23 protein-coding genes and 5 pseudogenes are annotated in these 22,666 nt (G+C 29.6%); 10 read left to right on the top strand and 18 right to left on the bottom strand.

From position 1 onward, the window contains the following. Positions 1–1,152: cache domain-containing protein (locus AJ889_RS04550; protein WP_186821002.1), on the bottom strand; the 1,152-nt coding region annotated here is incomplete at its 3' end. A 78-nt stretch (positions 1,153–1,230) separates the two neighbouring features. On the opposite strand from AJ889_RS04550, the pseudogene AJ889_RS04555 reads away from it, so the two are divergent. Then, positions 1,231–1,659, top strand: a pseudogene (locus AJ889_RS04555) (MerR family transcriptional regulator). On the opposite strand, the gene acr3 reads toward AJ889_RS04555, so the two are convergent. The 5 genes and pseudogenes from acr3 to AJ889_RS04580 form a co-directional block, all read right to left on the bottom strand. Continuing rightward, positions 1,654–2,697, bottom strand: coding sequence for an arsenite efflux transporter Acr3 (gene acr3, locus AJ889_RS04560; RefSeq protein WP_002858915.1), 1,044 nt, complete (start codon positions 2,695–2,697; stop codon positions 1,654–1,656). The pseudogene AJ889_RS04555 and the gene acr3 sit on opposite strands and share 6 nt — an antisense overlap. Further along, positions 2,691–3,113, bottom strand: a complete 423-nt coding sequence (locus tag AJ889_RS04565; RefSeq protein WP_002787630.1) for a low molecular weight phosphatase family protein — start codon at positions 3,111–3,113, stop codon at positions 2,691–2,693. Before AJ889_RS04565 ends, acr3 begins: the two co-directional genes overlap by 7 nt. Continuing rightward, positions 3,110–3,427, bottom strand: coding sequence for a metalloregulator ArsR/SmtB family transcription factor (locus AJ889_RS04570; protein ID WP_002858914.1), 318 nt, complete (start codon positions 3,425–3,427; stop codon positions 3,110–3,112). Before AJ889_RS04570 ends, AJ889_RS04565 begins: the two co-directional genes overlap by 4 nt. 9 nt (positions 3,428–3,436) lie before the next feature. Continuing rightward, entirely contained in the window at positions 3,437–4,384 is a 948-nt protein-coding gene (gene arsP, locus AJ889_RS04575) for an organoarsenical efflux permease ArsP (protein ID WP_002867862.1), read from the bottom strand. Positions 4,385–4,512: 128 nt separating this feature from the next. Next, positions 4,513–4,617, bottom strand: a pseudogene (locus AJ889_RS04580) (winged helix-turn-helix transcriptional regulator); the annotation flags it as partial. Between AJ889_RS04580 and AJ889_RS04585 the strand changes: the two are divergent. The 5 genes and pseudogenes from AJ889_RS04585 to AJ889_RS04600 form a co-directional block, all read left to right on the top strand. Then, positions 4,604–5,185 (top strand): annotated as a pseudogene (locus AJ889_RS04585) (NAD(P)-dependent oxidoreductase). The pseudogenes AJ889_RS04580 and AJ889_RS04585 sit on opposite strands and share 14 nt — an antisense overlap. A gap of 175 nt (positions 5,186–5,360) precedes the next feature. Beyond that, positions 5,361–6,482, top strand: a complete 1,122-nt coding sequence (locus tag AJ889_RS04590) for an MFS transporter (protein ID WP_050457997.1) — start codon at positions 5,361–5,363, stop codon at positions 6,480–6,482. Between the two features lie 111 nt (positions 6,483–6,593). After that, complete coding sequence (locus AJ889_RS04595; RefSeq protein ID WP_002901921.1) at positions 6,594–7,013, top strand: cupin domain-containing protein; 420 nt, start codon at positions 6,594–6,596, stop codon at positions 7,011–7,013. Positions 7,014–7,055: 42 nt separating this feature from the next. Next, positions 7,056–7,244, top strand: coding sequence for a hypothetical protein (locus tag AJ889_RS09420; protein ID WP_032584596.1), 189 nt, complete (start codon positions 7,056–7,058; stop codon positions 7,242–7,244). Further along, positions 7,207–7,584 (top strand): annotated as a pseudogene (locus tag AJ889_RS04600) (carboxymuconolactone decarboxylase family protein); the annotation flags it as partial. The gene AJ889_RS09420 and the pseudogene AJ889_RS04600, both read left to right, overlap by 38 nt. 77 nt (positions 7,585–7,661) lie before the next feature. Here the strand turns inward: AJ889_RS04600 and AJ889_RS04605 are convergent. From AJ889_RS04605 to hsdR, 6 genes are all read right to left on the bottom strand, one after another. Next, on the bottom strand, positions 7,662–9,146 hold the full coding sequence (locus tag AJ889_RS04605) for a class I SAM-dependent DNA methyltransferase (protein ID WP_032584594.1): 1,485 nt from the start codon (positions 9,144–9,146) through the stop codon (positions 7,662–7,664). Further along, complete coding sequence (locus tag AJ889_RS04610; protein ID WP_002860668.1) at positions 9,147–10,217, bottom strand: Fic family protein; 1,071 nt, start codon at positions 10,215–10,217, stop codon at positions 9,147–9,149. Positions 10,218–10,337: 120 nt separating this feature from the next. Then, a complete protein-coding gene (locus AJ889_RS04615) occupies positions 10,338–11,597 on the bottom strand; it encodes a restriction endonuclease subunit S (protein ID WP_070293274.1) in 1,260 nt (419 codons plus the stop codon). A 1-nt stretch (position 11,598) separates the two neighbouring features. Next, a complete protein-coding gene (locus AJ889_RS04620; RefSeq protein ID WP_057035402.1) occupies positions 11,599–12,051 on the bottom strand; it encodes a hypothetical protein in 453 nt (150 codons plus the stop codon). Next, on the bottom strand, positions 12,035–12,526 hold the full coding sequence (locus AJ889_RS04625; protein ID WP_058001724.1) for a Panacea domain-containing protein: 492 nt from the start codon (positions 12,524–12,526) through the stop codon (positions 12,035–12,037). Before AJ889_RS04625 ends, AJ889_RS04620 begins: the two co-directional genes overlap by 17 nt. Positions 12,527–12,580: 54 nt before the next feature. Beyond that, positions 12,581–14,890 (bottom strand): EcoAI/FtnUII family type I restriction enzme subunit R, encoded by a 2,310-nt coding sequence (gene hsdR, locus AJ889_RS04630; protein WP_070293275.1) that lies wholly within the window; start codon positions 14,888–14,890, stop codon positions 12,581–12,583. Between the two features lie 129 nt (positions 14,891–15,019). Between hsdR and AJ889_RS04635 the strand changes: the two genes are divergently transcribed. Beyond that, complete coding sequence (locus tag AJ889_RS04635; protein WP_070293276.1) at positions 15,020–16,096, top strand: NAD(P)-dependent alcohol dehydrogenase; 1,077 nt, start codon at positions 15,020–15,022, stop codon at positions 16,094–16,096. A 1-nt stretch (position 16,097) separates the two neighbouring features. Here AJ889_RS04635 and AJ889_RS09185 read toward each other — a convergent pair. Beyond that, positions 16,098–16,548 (bottom strand): annotated as a pseudogene (locus AJ889_RS09185) (lipocalin family protein). Then, entirely contained in the window at positions 16,536–16,883 is a 348-nt protein-coding gene (gene rrpA / locus AJ889_RS04650; RefSeq protein WP_002867871.1) for a MarR family transcription factor RrpA, read from the bottom strand. Before rrpA ends, AJ889_RS09185 begins: the two are co-directional and overlap by 13 nt. Before the next feature lie 99 nt (positions 16,884–16,982). Here rrpA and AJ889_RS04655 point away from each other — a divergent pair, with 99 nt between their 5' ends. Both AJ889_RS04655 and AJ889_RS04660 read left to right on the top strand, forming a co-directional pair. Further along, positions 16,983–17,561 carry an NAD(P)H-dependent oxidoreductase gene (locus tag AJ889_RS04655; RefSeq protein ID WP_002867872.1) on the top strand — a complete coding sequence of 193 codons (579 nt, stop codon included), beginning with the start codon at positions 16,983–16,985 and terminating at the stop codon, positions 17,559–17,561. A 32-nt stretch (positions 17,562–17,593) separates the two neighbouring features. Continuing rightward, on the top strand, positions 17,594–18,490 hold the full coding sequence (locus AJ889_RS04660) for a DMT family transporter (protein ID WP_032584589.1): 897 nt from the start codon (positions 17,594–17,596) through the stop codon (positions 18,488–18,490). Here AJ889_RS04660 and AJ889_RS04665 read toward each other — a convergent pair. The 4 genes from AJ889_RS04665 to tupA all read right to left on the bottom strand — a co-directional run bounded on the left by AJ889_RS04665 (position 18,487) and on the right by tupA (position 21,901). After that, the gene (locus AJ889_RS04665) at positions 18,487–19,452 is read right to left on the bottom strand and encodes a biotin-dependent carboxyltransferase family protein (RefSeq protein WP_002858255.1); all 966 of its coding nucleotides are present in this window, start codon (positions 19,450–19,452) and stop codon (positions 18,487–18,489) included. The two genes, AJ889_RS04660 and AJ889_RS04665, sit on opposite strands and share 4 nt — an antisense overlap. After that, positions 19,433–20,173, bottom strand: coding sequence for a 5-oxoprolinase subunit PxpB (gene pxpB / locus AJ889_RS04670; RefSeq protein ID WP_002867874.1), 741 nt, complete (start codon positions 20,171–20,173; stop codon positions 19,433–19,435). The genes AJ889_RS04665 and pxpB overlap by 20 nt, the downstream gene beginning before the upstream one ends. A 9-nt stretch (positions 20,174–20,182) precedes the next feature. Next, on the bottom strand, positions 20,183–20,950 hold the full coding sequence (locus tag AJ889_RS04675) for a LamB/YcsF family protein (protein WP_002851457.1): 768 nt from the start codon (positions 20,948–20,950) through the stop codon (positions 20,183–20,185). 141 nt (positions 20,951–21,091) lie between these two features. Next, on the bottom strand, positions 21,092–21,901 hold the full coding sequence (gene tupA, locus AJ889_RS04680; RefSeq protein ID WP_002851335.1) for a tungstate ABC transporter substrate-binding protein TupA: 810 nt from the start codon (positions 21,899–21,901) through the stop codon (positions 21,092–21,094). Positions 21,902–21,979: 78 nt separating this feature from the next. Here tupA and tupB point away from each other — a divergent pair, with 78 nt between their 5' ends. Next, positions 21,980–22,666, top strand: coding sequence for a tungstate ABC transporter permease TupB (tupB, locus tag AJ889_RS04685; RefSeq protein ID WP_002935655.1), 687 nt, complete (start codon positions 21,980–21,982; stop codon positions 22,664–22,666).

Here is a 22,666-nt window from a genome sequence, read left to right on the forward strand (position 1 = left end):
TACGGTTTGAACTGATTCTTTAACGGCTTGATTGTCTTGTTCTAAGCCTCTTTTAGTAGCAAGAATGTTTTCATTGATAGCATTTGAGATTTGTCCAAATTCATCATTGCTTTTTACTTCTATAGTAGAAACATTTTTTGTTTTATAGTTGATAAAATCAAAGAATGAAGTTAAACCTGTTTGGATAGCTGCAAGTGGGGAGAGGTATTTTGATACGATGAAATAAAGGAGGATGATGCTAATAGATATCATAACAATTAAGGCTATAACTTGAATAAATGCAGCTTTATAAATAGGTTTATTTATAATATCAGCGCTTTCGGTAATACAAGCTGTATAAGCAAAGACTTTAGTACAAGCTCCAAGTCTTTCTTCATTATTTAGCTTATAAGAGAAGAAGTTGTTGTCACCATGAGCTTTATATGCATTTAGAACAGGAGAATGATCAATGGATGGATTTAATAATTCTTTATTGGTTGCTGCAAATATTTTATTTTTTTGATCAAATAAAAAAGTATTTCCAGGAGTGTTTGCAACTAAATTTTGCAAATCTTCTGATGGTATATCGACACCCAGTACTCCTATGATTTTGCCATCTTTATAAATAGCTTTAGAATACGTTATTACATATTGTTTTAAAATTGTATCTAAATATGCTGGTGTAACAAAAATATCATTTGTTTTTAAAGCTTCTTGATACCAATCTTTTGTCTTTATATCTAAATCATCACGTAATTCAGGCATTTTTGCATCATTAGATTTTTGACTAAGTAAAACTTTTCCATTGTTTAAACCTAAATAAACATTTAGTGCATTTATACTATGACGATAATATTTCAATATTGGACCAACATTGTTAATAATATTTTCTTCAGTGATTAAAGATTGATAAGGTAAGTTCGCGATATCTTTTTCTAAAGCTCTAGTAAAAGATTGATTTGTGGAACGGAAATCTTCAACGGTAGATTGTGTGACTTTAAGTAGATCAGTTTGATTTTTAAGAGTGCTTTCATATAGTGAGGTTTTTGTAAAATAAAAACTTACAATACCTAGAACAATTAAGGCAAAAATTGCAATTAAATTTGCAATGAGAGAAAGTTTGATTTTAATACTATTCATTATTTTCCTTTTAATTTTTGTTATTTTTAGTATAAAACTAATAATTTGGCTATTATTTTATCACAAAAAAATAAAAATAAATTTTTATTTTTATTTTAAAAAGGAGAAAATATGGCTTATACTATGAAAAGAGGTAGAAAAAGAAACAAAAATTAGTGCTCATACTTTAAGATTTTGGGCTAAAAAGGTTTGTTTCCTTTTGTTCAAAAAGATGAAAATAGTGTGAAATATTTTTCAAAAAGCGATATAGAATGGGCAAAATGGATAGAATGGTTTCGAATTTCAGGTATGCCAATAGAACAAATCAAACATTATATAAAACTTTGCTCTTTGGGTATAAAAACTGCCAAAGAGAGACAAGAGATGTTAAAGCAAACAAAGAAAAAATTACAAAACCAGATTAAAACATTAAAAGAAAGTGAAAAAGTTTTAAGCAAAAAGATAAAAATTTATGAAGAAATGCTTGCAAATGAAGTCGATGGGTTTAATCTAGAAAGCAAGGACTATCAACCTTGCGATAAGTTTTGTAAAGAATCATGAGGCTTGATTCATTTTTTTAGAATTTAAACTTTTGCCTAATGCCCATTTTACAAGTAAGATAAGTACAGGAACTTCTACTAAGGGGCCTATAATGCTTGCAAAAGCTTGTTCTGAGTGAAGCCCAAAAGTAGCAATACAAATGATTATAGCTAATTCAAAGTTATTTCCACTAGCACTAAAGCATAAAGAACAAGTTTTAGGATAAGAAAGATGATTTTTCTTAGAAATAAACCAAGTTAGAAAAAACATGAAGATAAAATACAAAGTCAAAACAAAGGCTATTTTTAAAGCTTCTAAAGGCAGGTGAAATACTTCATTTGCTTTGTAAGAACACATAATGATAATAGTTGCTAGCAGGGTGATAAGAGTTATAGGGCTGATTTTAGGTAAAAAGGTATTTTCGTACCATCGTTTGCTTTTGTATTTTAAAAGTAGGGTTCTTGTTATAAAGCCCATTAAAAAAGGAATTCCTAAATAAATCAAAACATTTTTACTTAGAGCTGAAAAATCTATATCTAAACTTGTAGCTAAAGTGCTTTGACCTAGTAATTTTGGTAAAAAATCCAGATAAATATAAGCCAAAGTGGAAAAAAATAAAATTTGAAAAATGCTATTCATCGCTACTAAAGCACTGGTGTATTCTCTATCACCTTTTGCTAAATCGCTCCATACCACCACCATTGCGATACATCTTGCCAAGCCGATGATGATAACTCCTTGCATATATAAAGGCTCGTCTTTTAAGAAAATAAAAGCTAAGATAAACATAAGCAAAGGGCCTATAAACCAATTTAAAATCATAGAAAGCAAGATAACTTTTTTAGAATCAAATACCTTTGAAAGCTTTGCATAATCAACCTTAGCCAAAGGCGGATACATCATCAAAATAAGACATAAAGTCAATACTACATTTACAGACTTGTACTCAAATAAATTCCAAAATAAAGCGATATTGGGGAAAATGATACCTAAAATTAAACCCAAAAAAATAGCTAAAAATATCCAAAGCGTGAGAAATCTATCGATAAAACCTAACATGTAAAGTCCTTAAGAGAATTTGTCTTTATGGCTTGTAAAAGAGCTGTTATTTTATAATCTAAAATTTGAATTATTTTCCTAAATTCATCATCATAACTTCCGCTAGGATCTTTTAATCCAAAATCAAAATAATACCTTGATTTTAAGCTAGGACAAGCCACGCCACAACCCATACTTACGACTATGTCTAAATTTTGAGGCAAAGAATCAATGAGTTTAGAATAATGCTTTTTCATATCGATTTGATAAATTTCACGCATAAGTCTTATAGCCTGTGAATTTACACCCTTAGAAGTGTCGCTTCCTGCGGAAAATACTTCGATATCTATGCCCATTTTTTCAGCTTTATGCCTAGCTAGTGCTTCTGCCATTTGAGAACGGCAGCTATTGTGAATACAAATAAATGCAAGTTTCATTTATCGTTCTCGCAAGTGTTTTGTTCTAAAACTATGTTGTCAATATCTAGATTTTTAATATTTTCAAAAAGGTCAGAATGCAGTTTTAAAAGCTCATTGTTGATACCATAATACGCCCAAGTTCCCTTACGCTTGACATATAAAAATCCTGCATCTTTTAAAATTTTTAAATGTCTTGAAAGTCTTGATTGACCCATGTTTAAGAGCTCTTGTAGATCACAAACACAAAGTTCTTTGTATCTTAAAAGATGATGCAAAATCAAAACCCTACTTTCATCATTGATTGCTGAAATAATGGTTAAAAATTTTTGCATTTTATTTCCTTAAATTAAATTAATAAAAATTCCAAAAGATATAGCCACGCCTAAAATAATCATAACAAATAAAAATAAAAATTTTATTTTAAACATTTGTTTGAGTAAAATAAGCTCAGGTAAAGAACATCCAGCACCAGCGATTAAAAAACTCATAATCACTCCTTGGGAAATTCCCATTTGCAAAAGTGCTAAGCCTATAGGAATAATAGTTTCTACTCTTAAATAAAGGAAAATTCCTAAAAAAGCCGCTAATACAATGCTTAAAATTTCATTCCCATTTAGGTATTTTTGTAAAATTTCTTGAGGAATGAAACCATGAATAAAAGCACCGATAAAAACTGCCACAACGATATAGGGTAATAATTTTTTATAATTTTTCAAACTTTCTTTGAATAATTCTTTATAGTTTATCGTTATATTTTTAGGCTTATCTTGAGTATTTGCACAGCATGATTTTTGTTTAAAAATAAAATTGCTAGGATTGTGAGTGGTTTGGGTAAAAATATTTGATTTTGTATTTTTAGGGATATGTTTTAAAAAACTCTCTTCCTTAAATTTGGAAAAAACAAAAGAAACAATAAATATCAAAAATACCAAAAAAACCACATAAGTCAAACTTAACTTTAAACCAAAAGTTATAAAAAGCATGGAAAAAATGATAGGATTAATAAGAGGTGAAGTAAAAAGATAAGCTAAAGCTACGCTAAGTTTTACTTTCGCTTCCAAAAAAGCTCTTAAAAGCGGTATGGTAGAACAGGAACAAAATGGCGTTAAAGCACCTAAAAATATAGCTTTAAAATAACTTGAAATTTTATCACCAGCAAGTTGTTTTTTAAAAATTCCTTCGTATTTTTGATTGATAATAGAAACTAAAAAAGAAATAGCTATAAAAAGTACAGAAAGCTCAGTAAATAGATATAAAAACTCTTTGAAAGTATTTAAAAAAGACTGCATTTTTTATCCTTTTAAAAATATTTCCAAAAATATAACATATATAAATTAATATATCAATATATATTGATATATTAATTTATATATGTTATATTAATTTGTTTCTTAAACGATATTTTATAGCTATTTCCCTAATTCTCAAGACTTTTTAAGATGGATTCTAAACTATTGCCTAAAGATATAAGTAAGTATTCAACTATTGGAGGAATTTCTGCGTAAACTTTGCGTTTGATCAGAAATTTAGAACCAGTATGTTTTATACGCAATAACTCTAAAATGAATGAATTTTTACCTCAAGCTAAAATAGCGCAAAAAGATCTTTTTGAGCTTGATTTTAAAGATCTGATAGATTTTGATATTATTATCGACGCTTTTGGAGAATGGGAAAAATTAAGCTTACATAAAAAGCACATAGAATGCTTGAGTAAAATTTTGCAAGGAAGCAAGGCTAAATTATTTGTTATATGGGGTATTGGAAGTTTGTATATGGATGAAAATCATACTACAAGACTTATGGATATACCTGATTTTCTTAAAGAGTATTTGGATATAGCTAAAGCAAGTGCAGAAGTATTGGAAATTTTTACGTAATGAAAAAGGCTTTAAATGGGTATATGTGAGCACATCTGCTATTTTTCACCAGAACTTCCAAAAACCAATCATTATAAAATCATAGGTGAAAAATTTGAAATTAATGCCAACAATGAAAGTAAAATCAGCTATAGTGATTATGCTAGTGCTATGATAGACATAGTGCTTAATTCTTGCTATGAAAACACACGCATTGGAGTAATAAGCCTATAAATAAAAGATGCTTTATGCTTTTAAGGCATCTTTTATTTCTTTTAAATGCTTATTTTGAAGTTTCAAATTTTTCTAAAGATTTTATTTAATATAGATAAATATTTTTATTTTAGGTTATTGACTTAGACCTACTCTCATCTTTTATACTTTTAAAAATATTAATTGAAAGGATAAAATGAAAAATTTAAATAAAGCTTCAAGTACTCAAATTATTCTAGTATTTTGTTTAGGGGTATTTGGGATTTTGAGCACAGAACTAGGGATGATGGGTATAATTCCTATTGTTTCTCAAAATTTCAGTGTAAGTATTTCAGATGCGGGTTGGTGTGCGAGTATTTTTGCACTCGTGATAACTTTTTGCGCCCCTATTGTCCCGCTGCTTTGTGCAAATTTCAATCCTAAAAAACTTATGCTTATTTGTTTAGCTGTGTTTATCTTAAGCTCGTTAACTTCTGCTTTTGTGAGTGAATTTTGGCAATTGCTTATTTTAAGAGCTATTCCTGCTTTTTTTCATCCTATTTATATAGCTCTTGCTCTAAGTATGGTTGCAAATTTGGTCGAAGATAAGAAAGAAATTCCAAAAGCTACAGCTAAGATTTTTGCAGCAGTTAGTGCTGGAATGGTTTTGGGTGTACCTATGACTAGTTATTTTGGTGGAAATTTTAGTTTTAAAATGGCAATGTTATTTTTTGTATTTTTAAATACCTTATCTTTTATAGCAACTTTATTTTTTGTTCCTGATTTTAAAAAAGTAAATTCTGTAAAAATAAGCAAACAATTGCTTATTTTAAGATACCCACTTTTATGGATTAGCATACTTTGTGTTATTTGTATAAATGCTGGAATTTGGGGTTTTTACTCTTATTTTTCTGATTTCTTACATAGTGTAGGAAAGATGAATTTTACTTTAATTAGTATTGTATTGGCTATTTATGGTTTTTCAAATATTATAGGCAATTATATAGCCGGAAAGACCCTTGTTAAAAACGCAAATTTTACTTTGATTTTAACACCTTTAATTATGATAGGATTTTATATTTTACTTTTTAGTTTTTATAGTGAAATTATACTTATAATATTTGCCTTTATATTAGGAATTTTAGCAGGTGTGATGAATAACGGCACGCATTTTATGATAAGTTATCCCTTTCCAAAGGCTGCTAATTTTAGCAATGGACTTTTTATAAGCGTGGCCAATATAGGATTAAGCACCGGAACTGCTATTTGTGGACTTGTGATTTCTTTGAGCGATACGCGTTATATTATCGTAAATACTATTGTTTTGTTGATTTTATGAATTATCATGATTTTTGTAAGAAGTAGGATAGAAAAAATGAAATTAAGATTTTAAATTTTTACTTGACTTAGAGTAGCTCTCATGTTTTATAATACTAAAAAATGAGGTAAAATGCAAGAATTAGAAAAAGCAGGAATTCATGGAAGTTTTAAAGGTGATAGTAAATTTTTTAGCAAAAATGTAAAAGTTTCTATGATGTTTAAATCAAATGAGTGGAGAAATTTTAGTGGGGCTTTAGTTGAATTTGAAGTCAGTGCTAGAAGTGCATGCCATACTCATCCTCAAGGACAAACCTTAATCGTAACAGAGGGTGAAATCATCACAAAAGTTCCAGGCCAAAAAGCCTTTATAGCTAAAAAAGGCGATGTCATAAGCTGTCCTATAGGAGTAAAGCATTTTCATGGTGCAACTAATACAAGTAGTGGAGCACACATAGCACTTACAGGCGAGAAAGAGGGTAAAAATGTAGAATGGCTTGAGCTTGTTAGCGATGAAGAATATGAAAATGCCTTAAAAGAAGCAAGAGAGTAAAGAAATTTGTAAATAAAACATAAAAATTTTATAAAAACTTTTATGTTTTTTTGGAGTATTTTAAATGCTCTTTTTTCACAAATTTTAAAAACCACAAAGGATAAAACCATGCAATTAAGACAAAAAGCAAGAGAAAATTTTGAAAAACTCTTAGGAGAAGTAAAAAAGGATCAACTTTTTGCAAGTGATGAAAGACACTACTACGCAAGAAAATCGCAAAATAAAAGGTAGGGAAATACAAAATACTATTTTTGGTGAAGCTAATATCACTAAAATGATAGAATCTACCCCAGAAGATAAAGCTTTTATAAATGATTTTTTGAGTGCGAATTGTTTTGGAGACTACTATACACGCATGGGGCTTGATCTAAAAACTAGGGAGCTTTTAACCCTTGTATATCTTATCTCACTTGGTGGGCTAGACAATCAAGTAAAAGCTCACATACAAGGCAATCTTAACATGGGGCAAAGTAGAAAAGATTTGCTAAATATCATTGCAGCTCTTATTCCATATATTGGCTATCCAAAGGCTTTAAATGCCCTAAATTTGCTTGATGATATTAAAAAGTAGAATGCAAGCAATAAATATTTATTGTAAATTGAGCTTAGAAGTTATTTGTAAATTAGTTTTTATCAAAAAACTTGCAATCATTTTAGTATGCTTTTAAGCTCATTTAGATATTCTTGTTGTATTTTTAGATTTTCTTCTAAAGAATTTAAAATCTCTTCACTAGTTTTTAGGATTTTTTCTTCTTTTACATTTGGATTTTTAGCACTTAAATCATAATTTCTTTCTTCAAGCTCTTTTTTGCTAACAAGCCAAGAATTAGCAGTGATTTTTCTTTCTTTGTAGCACTTTAGAAATTCTTTAAAATGTGTGTATTCTAAAGGCTTATTTTTAGTAAGTTTATAAGGTGGTATAAGCTCGTAGTAATAAACTCCATCGCCTTCACAAATACATTTTTTACCTTTAGAGAAAAAAAGCACATTAGTCTTAACAGCACTATAAGGCAAAAATACCCCACTTGGCAAACTCAAAACGCATTCTAAATTAAAATCATCTAGTAAATCTTTTTTTACACTCACAAAGGCATTTGAATTTTGAAAAAGCACACCTTCAGGCACGATGATCGCACATCTTCCATTGTTTTTTAAAGATCTTAAAATGTGTTGCAAAAACAAAAGTTCAGTAGCGTTTGATTTTATAGGAAAATTTTCTTGAATTTGTTCTTTTTCTTTACCTCCAAAAGGTGGATTTGCAAGTATTACTTCGTATTTTTCTTGTTCTGTTATATCTGTGATTTTTTTACTTAAAGTGTTTGTTTTTATGATATTTGGACTTGAAATTTCATGTAATATCATATTCATAACGCCCATTGCATAGCTAAGCGGAGTTTTTTCTTTACCAAAAAGAGCATCATTTTTTAAAAATTCAAGCTCTTCTACGCTTAAATTTGCTTTTTTGCCTTTGGTTCTGTCTTTATATAAAATATGTAAAAAACTCTCAACTAAAAATCCACAACTACCACAAGAAGGATCATAAATTCTTTCTTTTGGTTTAGGATCTATTACTTCCACCATAGCCTTTATCAAAGGACGAGGGGTGTAAAATTCTCCACTATTTCCACCATCGCTACCCATATCTTTTAAAAGCTTTTCATAAACTTCACCTAAGGCAAATACTTCATCTTCTTTATTAAAACTAATCTCATCAATGATATTTATCGCTTCTCTTAAAGTATGTCCATTTGCTATGCGATTGTCTATAAATTCAAAAATTCCACCGATTTTATACTCTATACTTTTAAAATCATCATTATTTTTAAAATTTTTAAGATAAGGAAAAAGCTCTTTATTTACAAATTCAAGCAAATCCGATCCACTTAAAGCATTTTTTACATCAAGTTTGCCATCTTTTTTAGGCGCTGCCCAAACACTCCAGCTAAATTTTTCTTCTAAAATGCTTTTATAATCTTTGCCATCTAAAAACGCTAAATCTTTTAAATTTGTCTCATAATCATCTAAAAATTTTAAAAAAAGTATCCAGCCAATCTGCTCTGTATAGTGCATAGCACCACTTATGCCATCATCTCTTCTTAGAATATCTGTGATTTTATCGATTTTATTTTGCATTTAAAAAATTCCTTTTCTAAAAAGTCTTAAAAGTTCTATATTTATATAATAATTACTTCTACCCATTTTAATACACTCTAATATTCCTAAATTTTCACAAATTTTAAGATATTTTGAAGCACTTTGTCTTGAAATGTCTAATTTTTTTATTAAAAAATCTATCTTTGTATAAGGATGAGAAAACAAAAGCTCCACAAAATCTTTACTATAAAAATTCGTTTTATTTTGTAAAATTTCACCTACATTAGACATCATTTTTTCTATCTTAATGATAGTTTCAATAGTTTTTGCAGCGGTTTGCTCTATGCCTTTAAGTATGTATTCTATCCACTTTAAAATATCCCCTTCATCACGCACTTTTTGCAAAAGCTTATAATACTCATCTTTATTTTTTACTATATAAGCACTAAGATATAAAATAGGAAAATCCAAAAGTCCTTTATATACTAAATAAAGTATATTTATAATCCTACCCGTTCTGCCATTGCCATCATAAAAAGGATGAATGCTTTCAAATTGATAATGTATAATTGCCATCTTTACTAAAAAATCAAATTCATCTAAACTATCATCGTTAATGTATAGTTCTAAATTTCCCATAAGTTCTTGTATATCATTAGGATTTTGGGGTGGTATGTGTTTTATTTCTCCTGTAATAGGATTTTTAAGCATAGTTCCACTTTGTTTTCTAAAACCTGCATTATTTCTTTCTAATCTTTTTTGAATTTCTAAAATATGTGCATTTCTTAATAACTGCTCTTTTTTTAATAACTCATATCCTTTTTTCAAAGCACTTTCATAATCTTTCACTTCTTTTGCTGCTCTTGTGAGTTTGTTTTCATCAACATCAGATAAAAAAAGTTCATCATGTGTTGTGATGATATTTTCTATCTCACTCGAATCTTTTGCTTCTTGCAAAATCAAAGCATTGATTAAAATACTTGGATTTGGTATGCTTTTACTAAGTCCATTTAACTCTGCTAATTTTCTAGAAGCTTTAATGATAAGACTATAAATATTTGCATTTAATTCTATATTTAAAGGCAATTTTTGAGGTATAAATTCTTTCATAATTTTCCAATATGTTAATTTTTTCTAAAAATTTTAACATTATAAAAAAAATATGTTAAAAAAATCAAAAATTTTTAACATATCAAGCCAATGTGTTAAAATTTGGCAAATTTTTTAACATTATAATTCTCCCTTAAAAGCTTTATCAAGCAAGGATTGCTTAAGCTCTTCATAATCTTTTAGTTCTTTAGTGTAAAGCTCTTTTAAAGCCTTTGTCTTTTCAAAGACAGAATCTAAATGCGAAGCGATTTGCTCTTGCTCTTTGAGTGGGGGTAGTGCAACAGGGCATTTTTCTAAAATATTTAAATTTAATTTTGCAGTATGTGTTCCACCACCAACTTTGTTATTATTAATCCACCCTTCAATAAAATAAGAATTTAAAAAATAAACTAAATAATCACTTATAATTTTAACTTTTGGTTTTAAAAGTCCTAAGCTAACGAAAATACTAAATTCAAATTCTAAAGAAATTTTTATAGCTTTTCCTAAAGTTCCAATACGACAAATTAAAATATCTCCAAATTCAGGTTTAGCTCTTTTTATGAGCTTGTTATGCTCTTCTAGTGAAATGTATTTGACATCGCTTAAATCAAAAAAACCTTTAGAAATATTTTTAACGGATAAAAAAGGAATTCCTGTTTCTATATAGTTGGGTGTTTTATGTGTCCCATCTGTAATAAAACATATTTCTCCTAAACCTTTCCATTTCCAAGATTGTGGGAGTTGATAATTTTCTTTAGTATTATCGTTAAGTGGATTAAAGGCTTTTTGTAAAGCACTTTGCATAAGCTCATCAATATTTGCTAAATTTTCTTTTGCTTTTTTGATATTTTCATCAATCTTACTAAAAGCAAAATCCAAAATCCCCACTATCCTTTCTTGCTCTTTGAGCGGCGGTAACGGAATTTCGATTTGTTTAAGAATTTTTACACTAGCTATATTTTTGATTGCTGAACCTAAGGTGGATTCTAAAATTTTCTCTTGCATTATTGGAGAATTAAAATAATAAATAAAATAACTATTTAAGATTTTTATATTATTAAGCCTTATTTTTAAAAGTGCTTGATTTATAATCCCCATTTCTGTATCTTTGGGTAATTCTACTATTTTTCCCAAAGTTCCAGAACAGCTAATTAGTAGGTCGCCTTCTGTTGCCTTAAACGCTTCTAATTCTTGAAATTTTTCATGCGAAATAAAATATCTTTTCCAATGTGGATCATTGTTTATAGGATTATATTGTTCAAAAATTCTAATACCCTTTTCTACAAAAAAGCTTTTTTTTAAAGCACTTCCAAATGGCCCTCTTTTTATAGAGTATTTATCACTTGATAATATTTCACCAAGTGTTTCCATTTTCCAACCCTGCGGTAAATTTGTCATTTTATTTTCCATGTTCATACAAAGTATAATCATAATCAATACATACAAGATAAAAAGTACTATTTTTTCTATATCCACATGCTCTATAATCTTTAAAACGAAAAATATACATTGTTTTTTGATTTAGATCATTAAAGGTTGTATAAACATTCTGTCTTAAATTACGTAACTTATCTATTTTAACGATTTCAAATCCATAATTTATATTATGTCTTAAATTATTTATTTCTTGCCAAGTTTTTTTACATAAAAAATCAAAAAGTTTTAGCAATTCAGTATTATAATATTTTTGATTTATTTCATTGTATTTATCATGTTTGTCAGTTAGACATAACCCGTATGTATCACATTTAATAACTTTTTGAAGAGAAATCAATACAAGATCACTATCTGTTTCCGAAATTTTTTTTAAATTAGCAAGACTTGAATTAGTATTTTTAATTTTCTTCTTCATCTTCTATATAATTTTTGAAATATTTTCTTATTTTTTCTTTAGAAATAATGTTCTTTTGTTCATCAGTTTTATATTTTTCATCATATGTTTCAAGCCAAGGTAATTCATTATGAGTTTTATCTCTTAATTTCCAAGCAGAATATTGCCCCATTAACTCATAAACTTCATCAATAATTTCTTTTTCTTCCAAAGACATATTTTTTAACTCTTGCTCGTTAAGAGTATTTTCTTCATTAAAATGTATTGTATTACCTTCAAGATTTTTAAAATGATCATAAACTTCTTTTACTACAGGACCATGCTCCCAAGCTCTTATTTCTTCATCAAATAATGGTTTATCATAAATAGCTGAATAATATCCTTGCGAATAATATAATAATTTTTGTAATTTTAGTTTTGACAAACTATTACTTTCATCTTTGTTTTTTTGCTCATTTATAGTGATAAGATATTTCGCTACATCTATTGCTTTCATTGTAAGTCCTCTATAAAATTTATATATTATAATAAACTTACCATTATTTATCCTTTAATTTAAATAAATCTCCCTTTGTAAATCATCAAAGCTTTGTTTTAGAATTTCTAAGCCACCAAATTCATCGGCCAATTCTCTTACATTGCCTAAAGAACTAAGCTCTATAAGCGGTTTTAAGCCATCATCAAAATCTTTTATACCGTATTCTTGATATCTATTTAGTAAAAATTCTATAAATTTTATAGCCTTTTCTTTTTGAAAGCGTTTTAAAAACTCACCATTTTCTACTTGTAAAACACGCTCTTGCCTTGTTTTTATCTCGGCATTAAAGCTTAAATGCGCTAAAACATCATATATATCACAATCTTTTTGAAAAATTTCTCTTAGATCTTTTAAAGCATCTTCATCTACTCCATCATTTGCAAGGGCTTTTAAAAATCTTTCTCTATTTTTTTGATCACTCCAAATTTCACGCAATTTTGCTTCATCATCATAATACTCACCAAGCTTTCCTATCAAAAATTCCAAAAACTCCTTAGTGCTAAGTGGCTTACCTTGTGCTCCTATATAAGTAGTTGTGATATCTAAAACCTTAAGTTTTGTGCCTTTTAAGTGTATGGTTACGCTCTTTTTTTCTCTACTTTCTTCTTTTGTTTGTTTTATATGCTCTTTAGTGATTTTTTCTTTTTCATCTTGCTCTTTTAATTCTTCTATTTTTTCACCATCCCATTTTGGATCATAAAAAAGTTTAGTCGCACCGACAAAATCAAGTATAGTAAAAAAGTCTTTACCTTCATAAACCCTAGTGCCACGCCCGATAATTTGCTTAAATTCAACCATAGAACCTATATTTGCTAGCAATACTATATTTCGCACATTTTTTGCATCCACTCCAGTTGTGAGCATTTTAGAGCTAGTAAGTATGACAGGATAGCTTTTATCATTATCTTGAAACAATTTTAGATAATCAAGCCCTATTTTACCTTCATCACTCGTAACTCTTACACAATAATCATCTCTTTTAACGCTTTTATATTTATCTATAGCTCTTTTTACTTCATTTGCATGAGCTTGATTTGCACAAAAAATTATGGTTTTATCCATAGGATTTATAAACTCTAAAATTTTCTTAGCGATAAAGTCATTATAGTTTGGTAAAAAAATATTTTTTTCAAATTCACTTTGTTTATAAAAGCCTTTTTCAAGCTCACCTTGTATCAAATCATCAGGATTATAGGTATAACCATCACTCAAAGTTGTTTTTATGAGTTTGACTTTATAAGGGGTTAAAAATCCATCTTCAATACCACTTTTAAGACTATAATCATAAACACTCTCACCAAAATACTCATAAGTGTCTATATTTTCTTCTTTTTTTGGAGTAGCGGTTAAACCAAGCTGAGTCGCATAAGAAAAATACTCAAGTACAGCTCTCCAGCTTCCTTCTTCGTTTGCTCCACCTCTGTGGCACTCATCTATGATGATAAGATCAAAAAAATCTTTTGGGTATTGAAGATAAAATTTGCTCTCTTGTTCTTCTTGGGTGTTTTCTTGTTCTTTTGAATTTGCAGCTAAGCTTTGATAAATTCCAAAGAAAATATTTGCATTTGTTATGATTTTTCCATCATTTTTCTTTATTTCTTCAGCACTAATTGCCTTACAATCACTTTCTATAGGATTAAATTCTCCTAAGGCTTGATCTCTTAAGCTTACTCTATCACATAAAAATAGTATTTTAGGCTTTTGATCTTTGTTTTCTTTATTCCATCTTGCCTCTAACAAACGATAGCATAAATTAAAAGCTATGGTTGTTTTTCCTGTACCTGTAGCAAGAGTGAGTAAAATTCTATTTTTGTTATTTATAATGGCTTCTATGACTTTATCTATTGCTATTTTTTGATAATATCTTAATTCTTTTTGCGGTATATACATTGGCTTTTGTGTTAAAAGTCTATATTGCCATTCTTTTAAATTACCAAAAATTCTATCAAAAAGTTCTTTAGGACTTGGAAATTTATCTATGTATTCACCACTATGACTTCTCATATCGTATTCATAAATTTTTTCTCCATTGCTACTATATACAAAAGGCACATTTAAAATTTTTACATATTCTATGCCTTGAGATAAACCATCTAAAGGATCTTTACTAAATTTTTTAGCTTCTATTATAGCAAGGTTGTTTCCTTCATATCTAAGCAAATAATCTGCAAATTTTCTTTGTGCTCTTTTACCACCTAAAAGCTTTCTACCATCTGTAAAATAATAATTTCTTTTTATATTTTCTTCATTCCAAGAACTATCATAAAGCTTTGCATCTATAAATTTTACTCTAGTATCATCTTCTGAATACAAATTTTGCATTTTTACCCCAAAGTGAAATTAAATTTTATAATTATAGCATTTATACTAATTTTTAAAAAATTATTTTCACTCTTGACTTATAGCTACTCTAATGTTTTATAATTATAAAAAATCAAAAAAGGAGCAAAAATGCAATACAAAATTTTAGAAAACAATCGCATCGCAAGTAAAGGCTATGCAATGCTTAGCAAGGATGCGAAATTCACAGCCTTTGAATTTAGCCGCCACGCTATTGGTGATAATGATATTTTGATTAAAATCCTATATGCAGGTATTTGTCATAGCGATATTCACACCGCAAGAAGCGAGTGGGGAGAAGCTACTTATCCTTGCGTGCCTGGGCATGAGATAGCAGGAGAAGTTATCGCTGTGGGTAAAAATGTAAGCAAATTTAAAGTAGGAGATTACACAGGGGTTGGTTGTATGGTAAATTCATGCGGTGAGTGCGATGCTTGCAAACGCTCACAAGAGCAGTTTTGCGAAAATGGCAAAACCATCTTTACTTACAATAGTTGTGATGTATTTCATGGCAATGAAAACACTTATGGGGGCTACTCAAACAACATAGTTGTAAGTGAAAAATTTGCCGTTTGTGTGCCAAAAGATGCACCGATGGAAAAAGTCGCGCCTTTGCTTTGTGCAGGAATTACCACTTATTCTCCGCTTAAATTTTCAAATATCAAAGAAGGCTCAAGCGTAGCAGTAGCGGGATTTGGCGGACTTGGTATGATGGCGGTTAAATATGCTGTTAAAATGGGTGCAAAGGTTAGCGTTTTTGCTAGAAATGAAAACAAAAAAGCCGATGCTTTGGCTATGGGCGTGAGTTCTTTTTATACAAGCACAGATAAAAATGCTGTAAAAGAACGCTTTGATCTTATCATCTCTACCATCCCAACTCCTTATGATCCTAGTACTTATATGGATTTGCTTAAATTTGGCGGTGAAATGGCGATAGTGGGTTTGCCACCTCACGAAGTTGCTCCAAGTATCAGCGTGATAACCTTTGTACATAAAGCGGGTAAAAAAGTCTATGGTTCGCTAATCGGCGGGATCGCAGAAACTCAAGAAATGCTTGATTTTTCTTTAAAACATGAAATTTATCCAGAAACCGAGCTTATCACCCCACAAGAAATCGATAAAGCTTATGAAAATCTAACCTCAGGAAAGGCTAAATTTCGCTATGTCATTGATATGACAAAAGAATAATTTAATACTTATCAAAAACCACATCGCTAATGTCAAATCCCCTTTTTGCTTAGCGATGTTTAAAAGCTCTTTTATATTTTTTTCATCTATTATATTTCTTGCTAAAATCCAAAGATATTTTTTATCAGGACTACCCACAATGGCAACTTTATACTCGCTATCAACAAAAATGATTTCATAATTTACTTTATTAAAAAGGTTCATAAAGATGTTAAATCTCACTGCTAATTGCCTATTTGAAACGATTTTTGCCTTACCCTTTATACTTGAAATTTCATTTTTTTACTGCAAAAATTCTCAATTTCTACATAAGGAATGCCATTTTTGTATTTAAGCTCGTATTTTGCCTTTGAATTTAGGCAAGATTTTTGAAAAAAGGCCGGTTTTCTAGCCATTTCAAGCCATTCTCCCATATAATTTTGCAAAGAAAGTTCGCCAATTAATTCAAGCATTTTTTCCCTTTTTTGTCTTTCTTGCCCCATTTGCTCATAGCTTGTAAAATGGGAATTAAACTTTGTCCACGTTTGGATAAGCTATATTCTACCTTGGGTGGAATTTGAGCGTATTCTTTTCTGATAATTAAACCATCGTTTTCTAGTTCTCTTAAGGTATTGGTTAAAGTTTTAAAAGATATGGAGCTTAAAAAGCGTTTGAGTTCATTATAACGTACGATTTCATAGCGAAATAAGCAGTATAAAATACTCATTTTATATTTTCCATTAATTAATGCTAGAGTATAGTTAAATCCACATTCTTCGAAATTGCACTGAGAATTCTCTTTAGTCATTTAACATTCCTTTAGTATAGTATATTACTTTATTTTCTGTATTGAAAATGATATTATGCTAAGTTATAATTGTATCATAAAATTTAAAAAAGGATAAAAATGAAAAATATACTCTTGCTTAATGGTGCTAAAGAATTTGGAAGTTCAAAAGGACAGCTTAATTTGACATTGCATAATCATGCTTTAGAAATTTTAAAAACATTAGGATACGAAGTAGATCAAACTCACATAGATCAAGGATATGATCCTAAAGAAGAGATACAAAAATTTATAAAAGCTGATGCTGTGATCTATCAAATGCCAGCTTGGTGGATGGGCGAGCCTTGGATAGTTAAAAAATATATCGATGAAGTGTTTGGTTTGGGTGCTGGAGTGCTTTTTAAAAATGATGGAAGAACTCATGAAAATCCTAGTAAAAACTACGGAAAAGGTGGTTTAGATCATGGTAAAAAATACATGTTTTCTCTCACTTGGAATGCACCTCTTGAAGCCTTTAATGATAAAAATGAATTTTTTGAAGGAAAGGGTGTAGATATGGTGTATTGGCATTTGCATAAGGCTCATGAATTTATAGGTATGAAAGCTTTACCAACTTTTATGTGTAATGATGTGGTAAAAAATCCTCAAGTGGAAAAATATCTAAACGAGTATGAACTACACTTGAAAAAAATTTTTTAAAAAATTTGACTTAAAAATTTCAAGGTGTAACATTGACTCGAACAAAGTATTTGTATATCTTGCTTGTTATTGCTATGTTTTTATGGGGCTCATCTTGGCCAACATCTAAGATTTTAGTAAATTATACGGATACTTCTATTATTACCTTTTGGCGTTTTTTCTTTGTTGTATTGGGTTCATTTTTTGTTTTAAACTTCTTAAAAATTCCTCTTAAAATCGAAAAAACTGCCTTAAAATGGGTATTGATAGCAGGAGTTTTAAATGGGCTTTATGCCTTTGTATTTTTTATCGCTATAAAGCACGGCTTGGCAGGCAAAGGAGGAGTTTTAGTAACCACTATGATTCCTATTTTTTCTTATTTGATATTTATGATAGCGATATTTTTTCAAAAAAACAAAAAATCAACTCACAAGATCACAAAGAGTGAAATTCTAGGCTTATTTTTAGGTTTATTATCTGGATTTTGTTTGCTAAATTTAGGGAGTTTAGAAGATTTATTTGGTAAATTTAATATTTTATTTTTAACTTGTTCTTTTATTTGGGCTTTGATAGCAGTGTTTAATCATAAAGCCAAAGGAGCTCACCCTTTGGCGATTAACTTTTATATCAACCTTATGTCGTTATTGATGTTTTCATGGGTGTTGTTTGATCTTAAAAGTTATGAGATCTTTCAATTTGATTTTAAATTTTGGATCAATCTTTTTGTGGTGGCTTTTTTATCTACGGTGGTAGGTACGAGTATATATTATTATGGAATTCACATTTTAGGAAGCGTAAAAGCAAATTCTTTTGTTTTAATCACTCCTGCTAGTGCTTTAATTTGCAGTTATTTTATACTAGACGAGGTGCCAAATGCACTTACCTTGTTAGGTTGTGCCTTGGCTATAGGTGCTATATATTTTATCAATATTTATGGTAAAAAAGCTTAGATTAAATTTTCAAAATCAAGATTGATTTTTTGATCCATAGCTTTAAATTTCATTTCTCTTTGTTTATAAAGTTCTAAGGCTTCTTGCATGCTAATGCTTTGAAATTTAAAGCTAGAACCTAACTTAGCTTGTGCGAGTAAGCTTAGATCATTTTCTATAACCGTGGCTATTTTTGTATAGCCTCCTGTGCTTTGTCTTCCTGCCATTAAAATGATAGGAATACCACTTTTTGGCACTTGTATACTTCCAAAAACCGCAGGATCTGAGATGATATCTGCTGAGTTTTTATGCTCTATACTTTCACTAGATTCTGCATAAATTGCCATTCTATCGCTTTTTAAACCTACTTTATAAGTAGTATTTAAAAAGGTTTCTATGCCTTTTTGGGTAAAAGCATCTTCATTTGTTCCTAAAATAACGCGTATAATAGGCTCTTTAGGGCTTTTAAAAAGAGGGTTTTCACATTCTCTAGCTTCTAAATTAAAAGGTATAAAAGTATTATGAGTATTTAAAATATCATCTTTTTGCAAAGCTCTTCCTTCAAAAACTCCAGCTCCCATTTTAGCATCACTGGATTTAGAGTTTAAAAAACTTTTTACTTCAAAGCCACCCGCTACGCATAAATACCCACGAAAACCTATTTTTGCTAAATCAAGTTCTAAAATATCGCCTTTATTTGCTTGATATACTTTGCAAGTTTTGATTTTTTGATTATCAAGCTTTGCCTCAAATTCAGCTCCACTTAAAACAAAATAATTCTCATCTAAAAATTCGTATTTTCCACCCTTTAAACAAAGCTCAATTCCTGCTTCATCTTGTTTGTTTCCAAGCAAGATATTTGCCATTCTTAAAGCATCTTCATCCATAGCTCCACTTCTTGCTATGCCAAATTTAGCAAATTTTTTTCTACCAAAGTCTTGCAAACTTGAATTTATAGACGCTTCAATGATTTTTATACTCATAAATTTCCTTTTGATAGACTTTTTTAGCAACTTGCTCTTGGATATCGAAAAATTCATCTTTTGAAATGGCTTTAAATTTTAAAAACATACCCGCTTTTAAAAGAGTGGGATTTTTTTCATCTTCTTTATCAAAAAATTCCAAAGGTGTTCTAGCAATGATTTGCCAACCCCCTGGGCTTGATATAGGATAAACTCCTGTTTGCTTATCAGCTATGCCTACACTTCCAGCTTCTATTTTTGCTCTAGGGCTTGAAAGGCGTGGGGTAAAAAGTCTTTCATCTAAACCTCCAAGATAAGGAAAACCTGCCATAAAACCTAGCATAAAAACAAGATAATAAGGTTTAGTGTGAAGAGATATAAGCTCTTCTTTTGAAATTTGATTGTGTTTGCACACAAATTCTAAATCCAGCCCAAATTCTTCATCATAACAAAGTGGAACTTCTATACAAAGACTTGAGTTTTGCTCCGTAAGTTTGATATCCTTTTTAATTTTTTCCAAAAAATCAAGCAAAGAATTTAAAGAAAGCACGCAAGGATTAAAGTATATCAACAAACTTGCATAAGTACTTACCAACTCATCAATACCATAAATTTCACCTTCTTTTAGGGCTTTTTGTATCCTTTGTTCTGTGCTTAAAACATAGGCATTGATTTGAGGTGAAATTTCTTGCTCAAAACGCAAAAGCAAAGCTTTACTTCCACTAAAATGCACACTAAACATTGCTAAAACTTATATAAAATTTTCCAAAGCACAAATTTGAATTTGCTCTTTTTTTAAATTTTCTTTGATTTTTTTAACAAATTCTAAAGCTTTTGCATTATCCCCATGAACACAAATACTATCGGCTTTTAAATCAATTTCTTTGCCATTTATGCTTGTAACTTTGCTTTCTTTTATCATTTTTATCACGCGTTTGATAGCTAAATTTTCATCGTGTATTAACGCCCCTTCTAATTTTCTTGAAACTAAAGTGCCATCATCATTATAGGCACGATCCGCAAAAACTTCATTAGCATATCTTAAACCCTTTTTCTTAGCTGCTTCATTCATAGCAGAATTACTAAGCCCTAGAAAAATAATATTTTCATCAAAACTCGCCACTGCCTCACAAAGTGCTAAGGCTAAATTTTCATCAATAGCTGCCATATTATAAAGCGCCCCATGGGCTTTAAAATGCTGTATTTTCATACCTTTTGCCTTAGCAAAGCCAAATAAAGCTCCTAGTTGATACAAGGCATAGTTTTTAGCCTCTTCAAAGCTTATTTGCATATTGCGTCTTCCAAAACCCAAAAGATCAGGATAAGATGGATGTGCTCCTATGCAAACACCATTTTGCTTGGCTAAATTTAAGGTTTCATCCATCACACAAGGATCACCCGCATGAAAGCCACAAGCGACATTTACTGAACTTACAAATTTTAAAATTTCTTCATCCATTCCCATTTTATAGGCGCCAAAACTTTCCCCTAAATCACTATTTAAATCCACTTTGAACATTATTTGACCTTGTATATTTAATTATTGATTTTATTATATCTAAAGAAGAATTTTAAATAAACTAAAAGTTTTGAAAAATAAATAAAAAAGTTACAATAAGTAAAAAATGATATTTTAAGCAGGTTAAAACCTGCTTAATTTTTAGTCTTTTCTTGTTTTTGCATCAATTACAAATAAAGGTTTATTAAGAAGTTTAAAATCAGCAATGAAATTTAAAGTCTTATCACTTGTTACCCATTTGATAAATTTACTAGCTTCTGTATAATTTACATTTTTACAATGCTTAGGATTTGTCGCTATAACAGAATAAAAATTTTTAAGACTATCATCGCCTTCATTTACAATGACTAAGTTTGGTTTGCCTTTTTCATTGGCTTCATATTTGATATAAGTACCACGATCGGTTAAAATCACACCTTTTTTTTCTTCAGCGATTTTAATGCTTGCTAACATACCTTGTCCGCTTTGTTGATACCAGCTTTGCTTTTCAGGAACACCGCCAAGATTTTTCCAAAGGCTTTTTTCTTTATTGTCAGTGCCTGATTTATCGCCTCTTGAGATGAAAGTAAGCTTTTCATTTTTGATAAGTTCTAAGCTTTCTTTTAAATTTTTACCTTTAAATTTAGAAGCTAAAGATTTATCTGCGATGATGATAAAATCATTATACATCACAGGAGTTCTATCTACACCAAAGCCTTTTTTCATAAATTCTTTTTCAGCCTTTGGAGAATGCACAAAAAGCACATCAGCATTGCAATCTTCACCCATTTTTAAAGCCGCACCTGTTCCTACGGCAACCCATTTTAAGGTATTGCCACTTTCTTTTTCATAAAGAGGTTTTAGAGCATCTAAAAGTCCTGTATTGTCAGTGCTTGTTGTAGTTGCCATTTTAAGTTCTGCTGCACTTGCACTTAAAGCTAAAGCAAGGGCTAAAGAAATGATTTTTTTCATTTTTTTTCCTTATAAATTTACATAAAAAAATATTTTAGCATAATTATGCTAAAATTACTTATTTTAAAAAGGATATTTTTGGATTATATTTTTGATGGTTTTAAACAGGCTTTATTTTTACTTTTCAATGCTGATGAAAGCGTAATTTCAGCTATAAAAACTACACTTTTAAGCTCAAGTATTTCTATAGTTTTAGCTTTGCTTATAGGTTTTCCTTTGGGATTTATCTTAGGTTTTTTTGATTTTAAATTCAAATGCTTTATAAAACTTATCATAGATACTAGCCTTTCTTTTCCAACAGTTGCAGTAGGACTTATACTTTATGCACTGATTTCAAGTCGAGGACCTTTGGGAGAATTTGGACTGCTTTTTACTATAAAGGCTTTAATTTTAGGGCAGTTTATCTTAGCGCTTCCTATAGTGATCGCACTTTTTTCAAATTTGATAGAAAATATGAATAAAAAACATTTTTTACTTATAAAATCTTTTCACCTAAGTCCTTTAAAACTTGTTTTAACGATGATTTATGAATTACGCTTTGCTTTGATTAGCGTCATTGCACTAGCTTATGGACGCATTGTAGCAGAAGTAGGAGTAGCGATGATAGTAGGTGGAAATATCAAATACGACACTAGAACCATAACCACAGCTATTTCTCTTGAAACAAACAAAGGCGAATTTGCTAGCGGTATAGCTTTGGCTTTGGTTTTAATTCTCATTGCCTTTTGTTTAAATTTCATCACGCACAAACTCAAAAGAACATAA

It is taken from the genome of Campylobacter sp. BCW_6468 (assembly GCF_001762865.1).
Lineage (GTDB): Bacteria > Campylobacterota > Campylobacteria > Campylobacterales > Campylobacteraceae > Campylobacter_D > Campylobacter_D jejuni.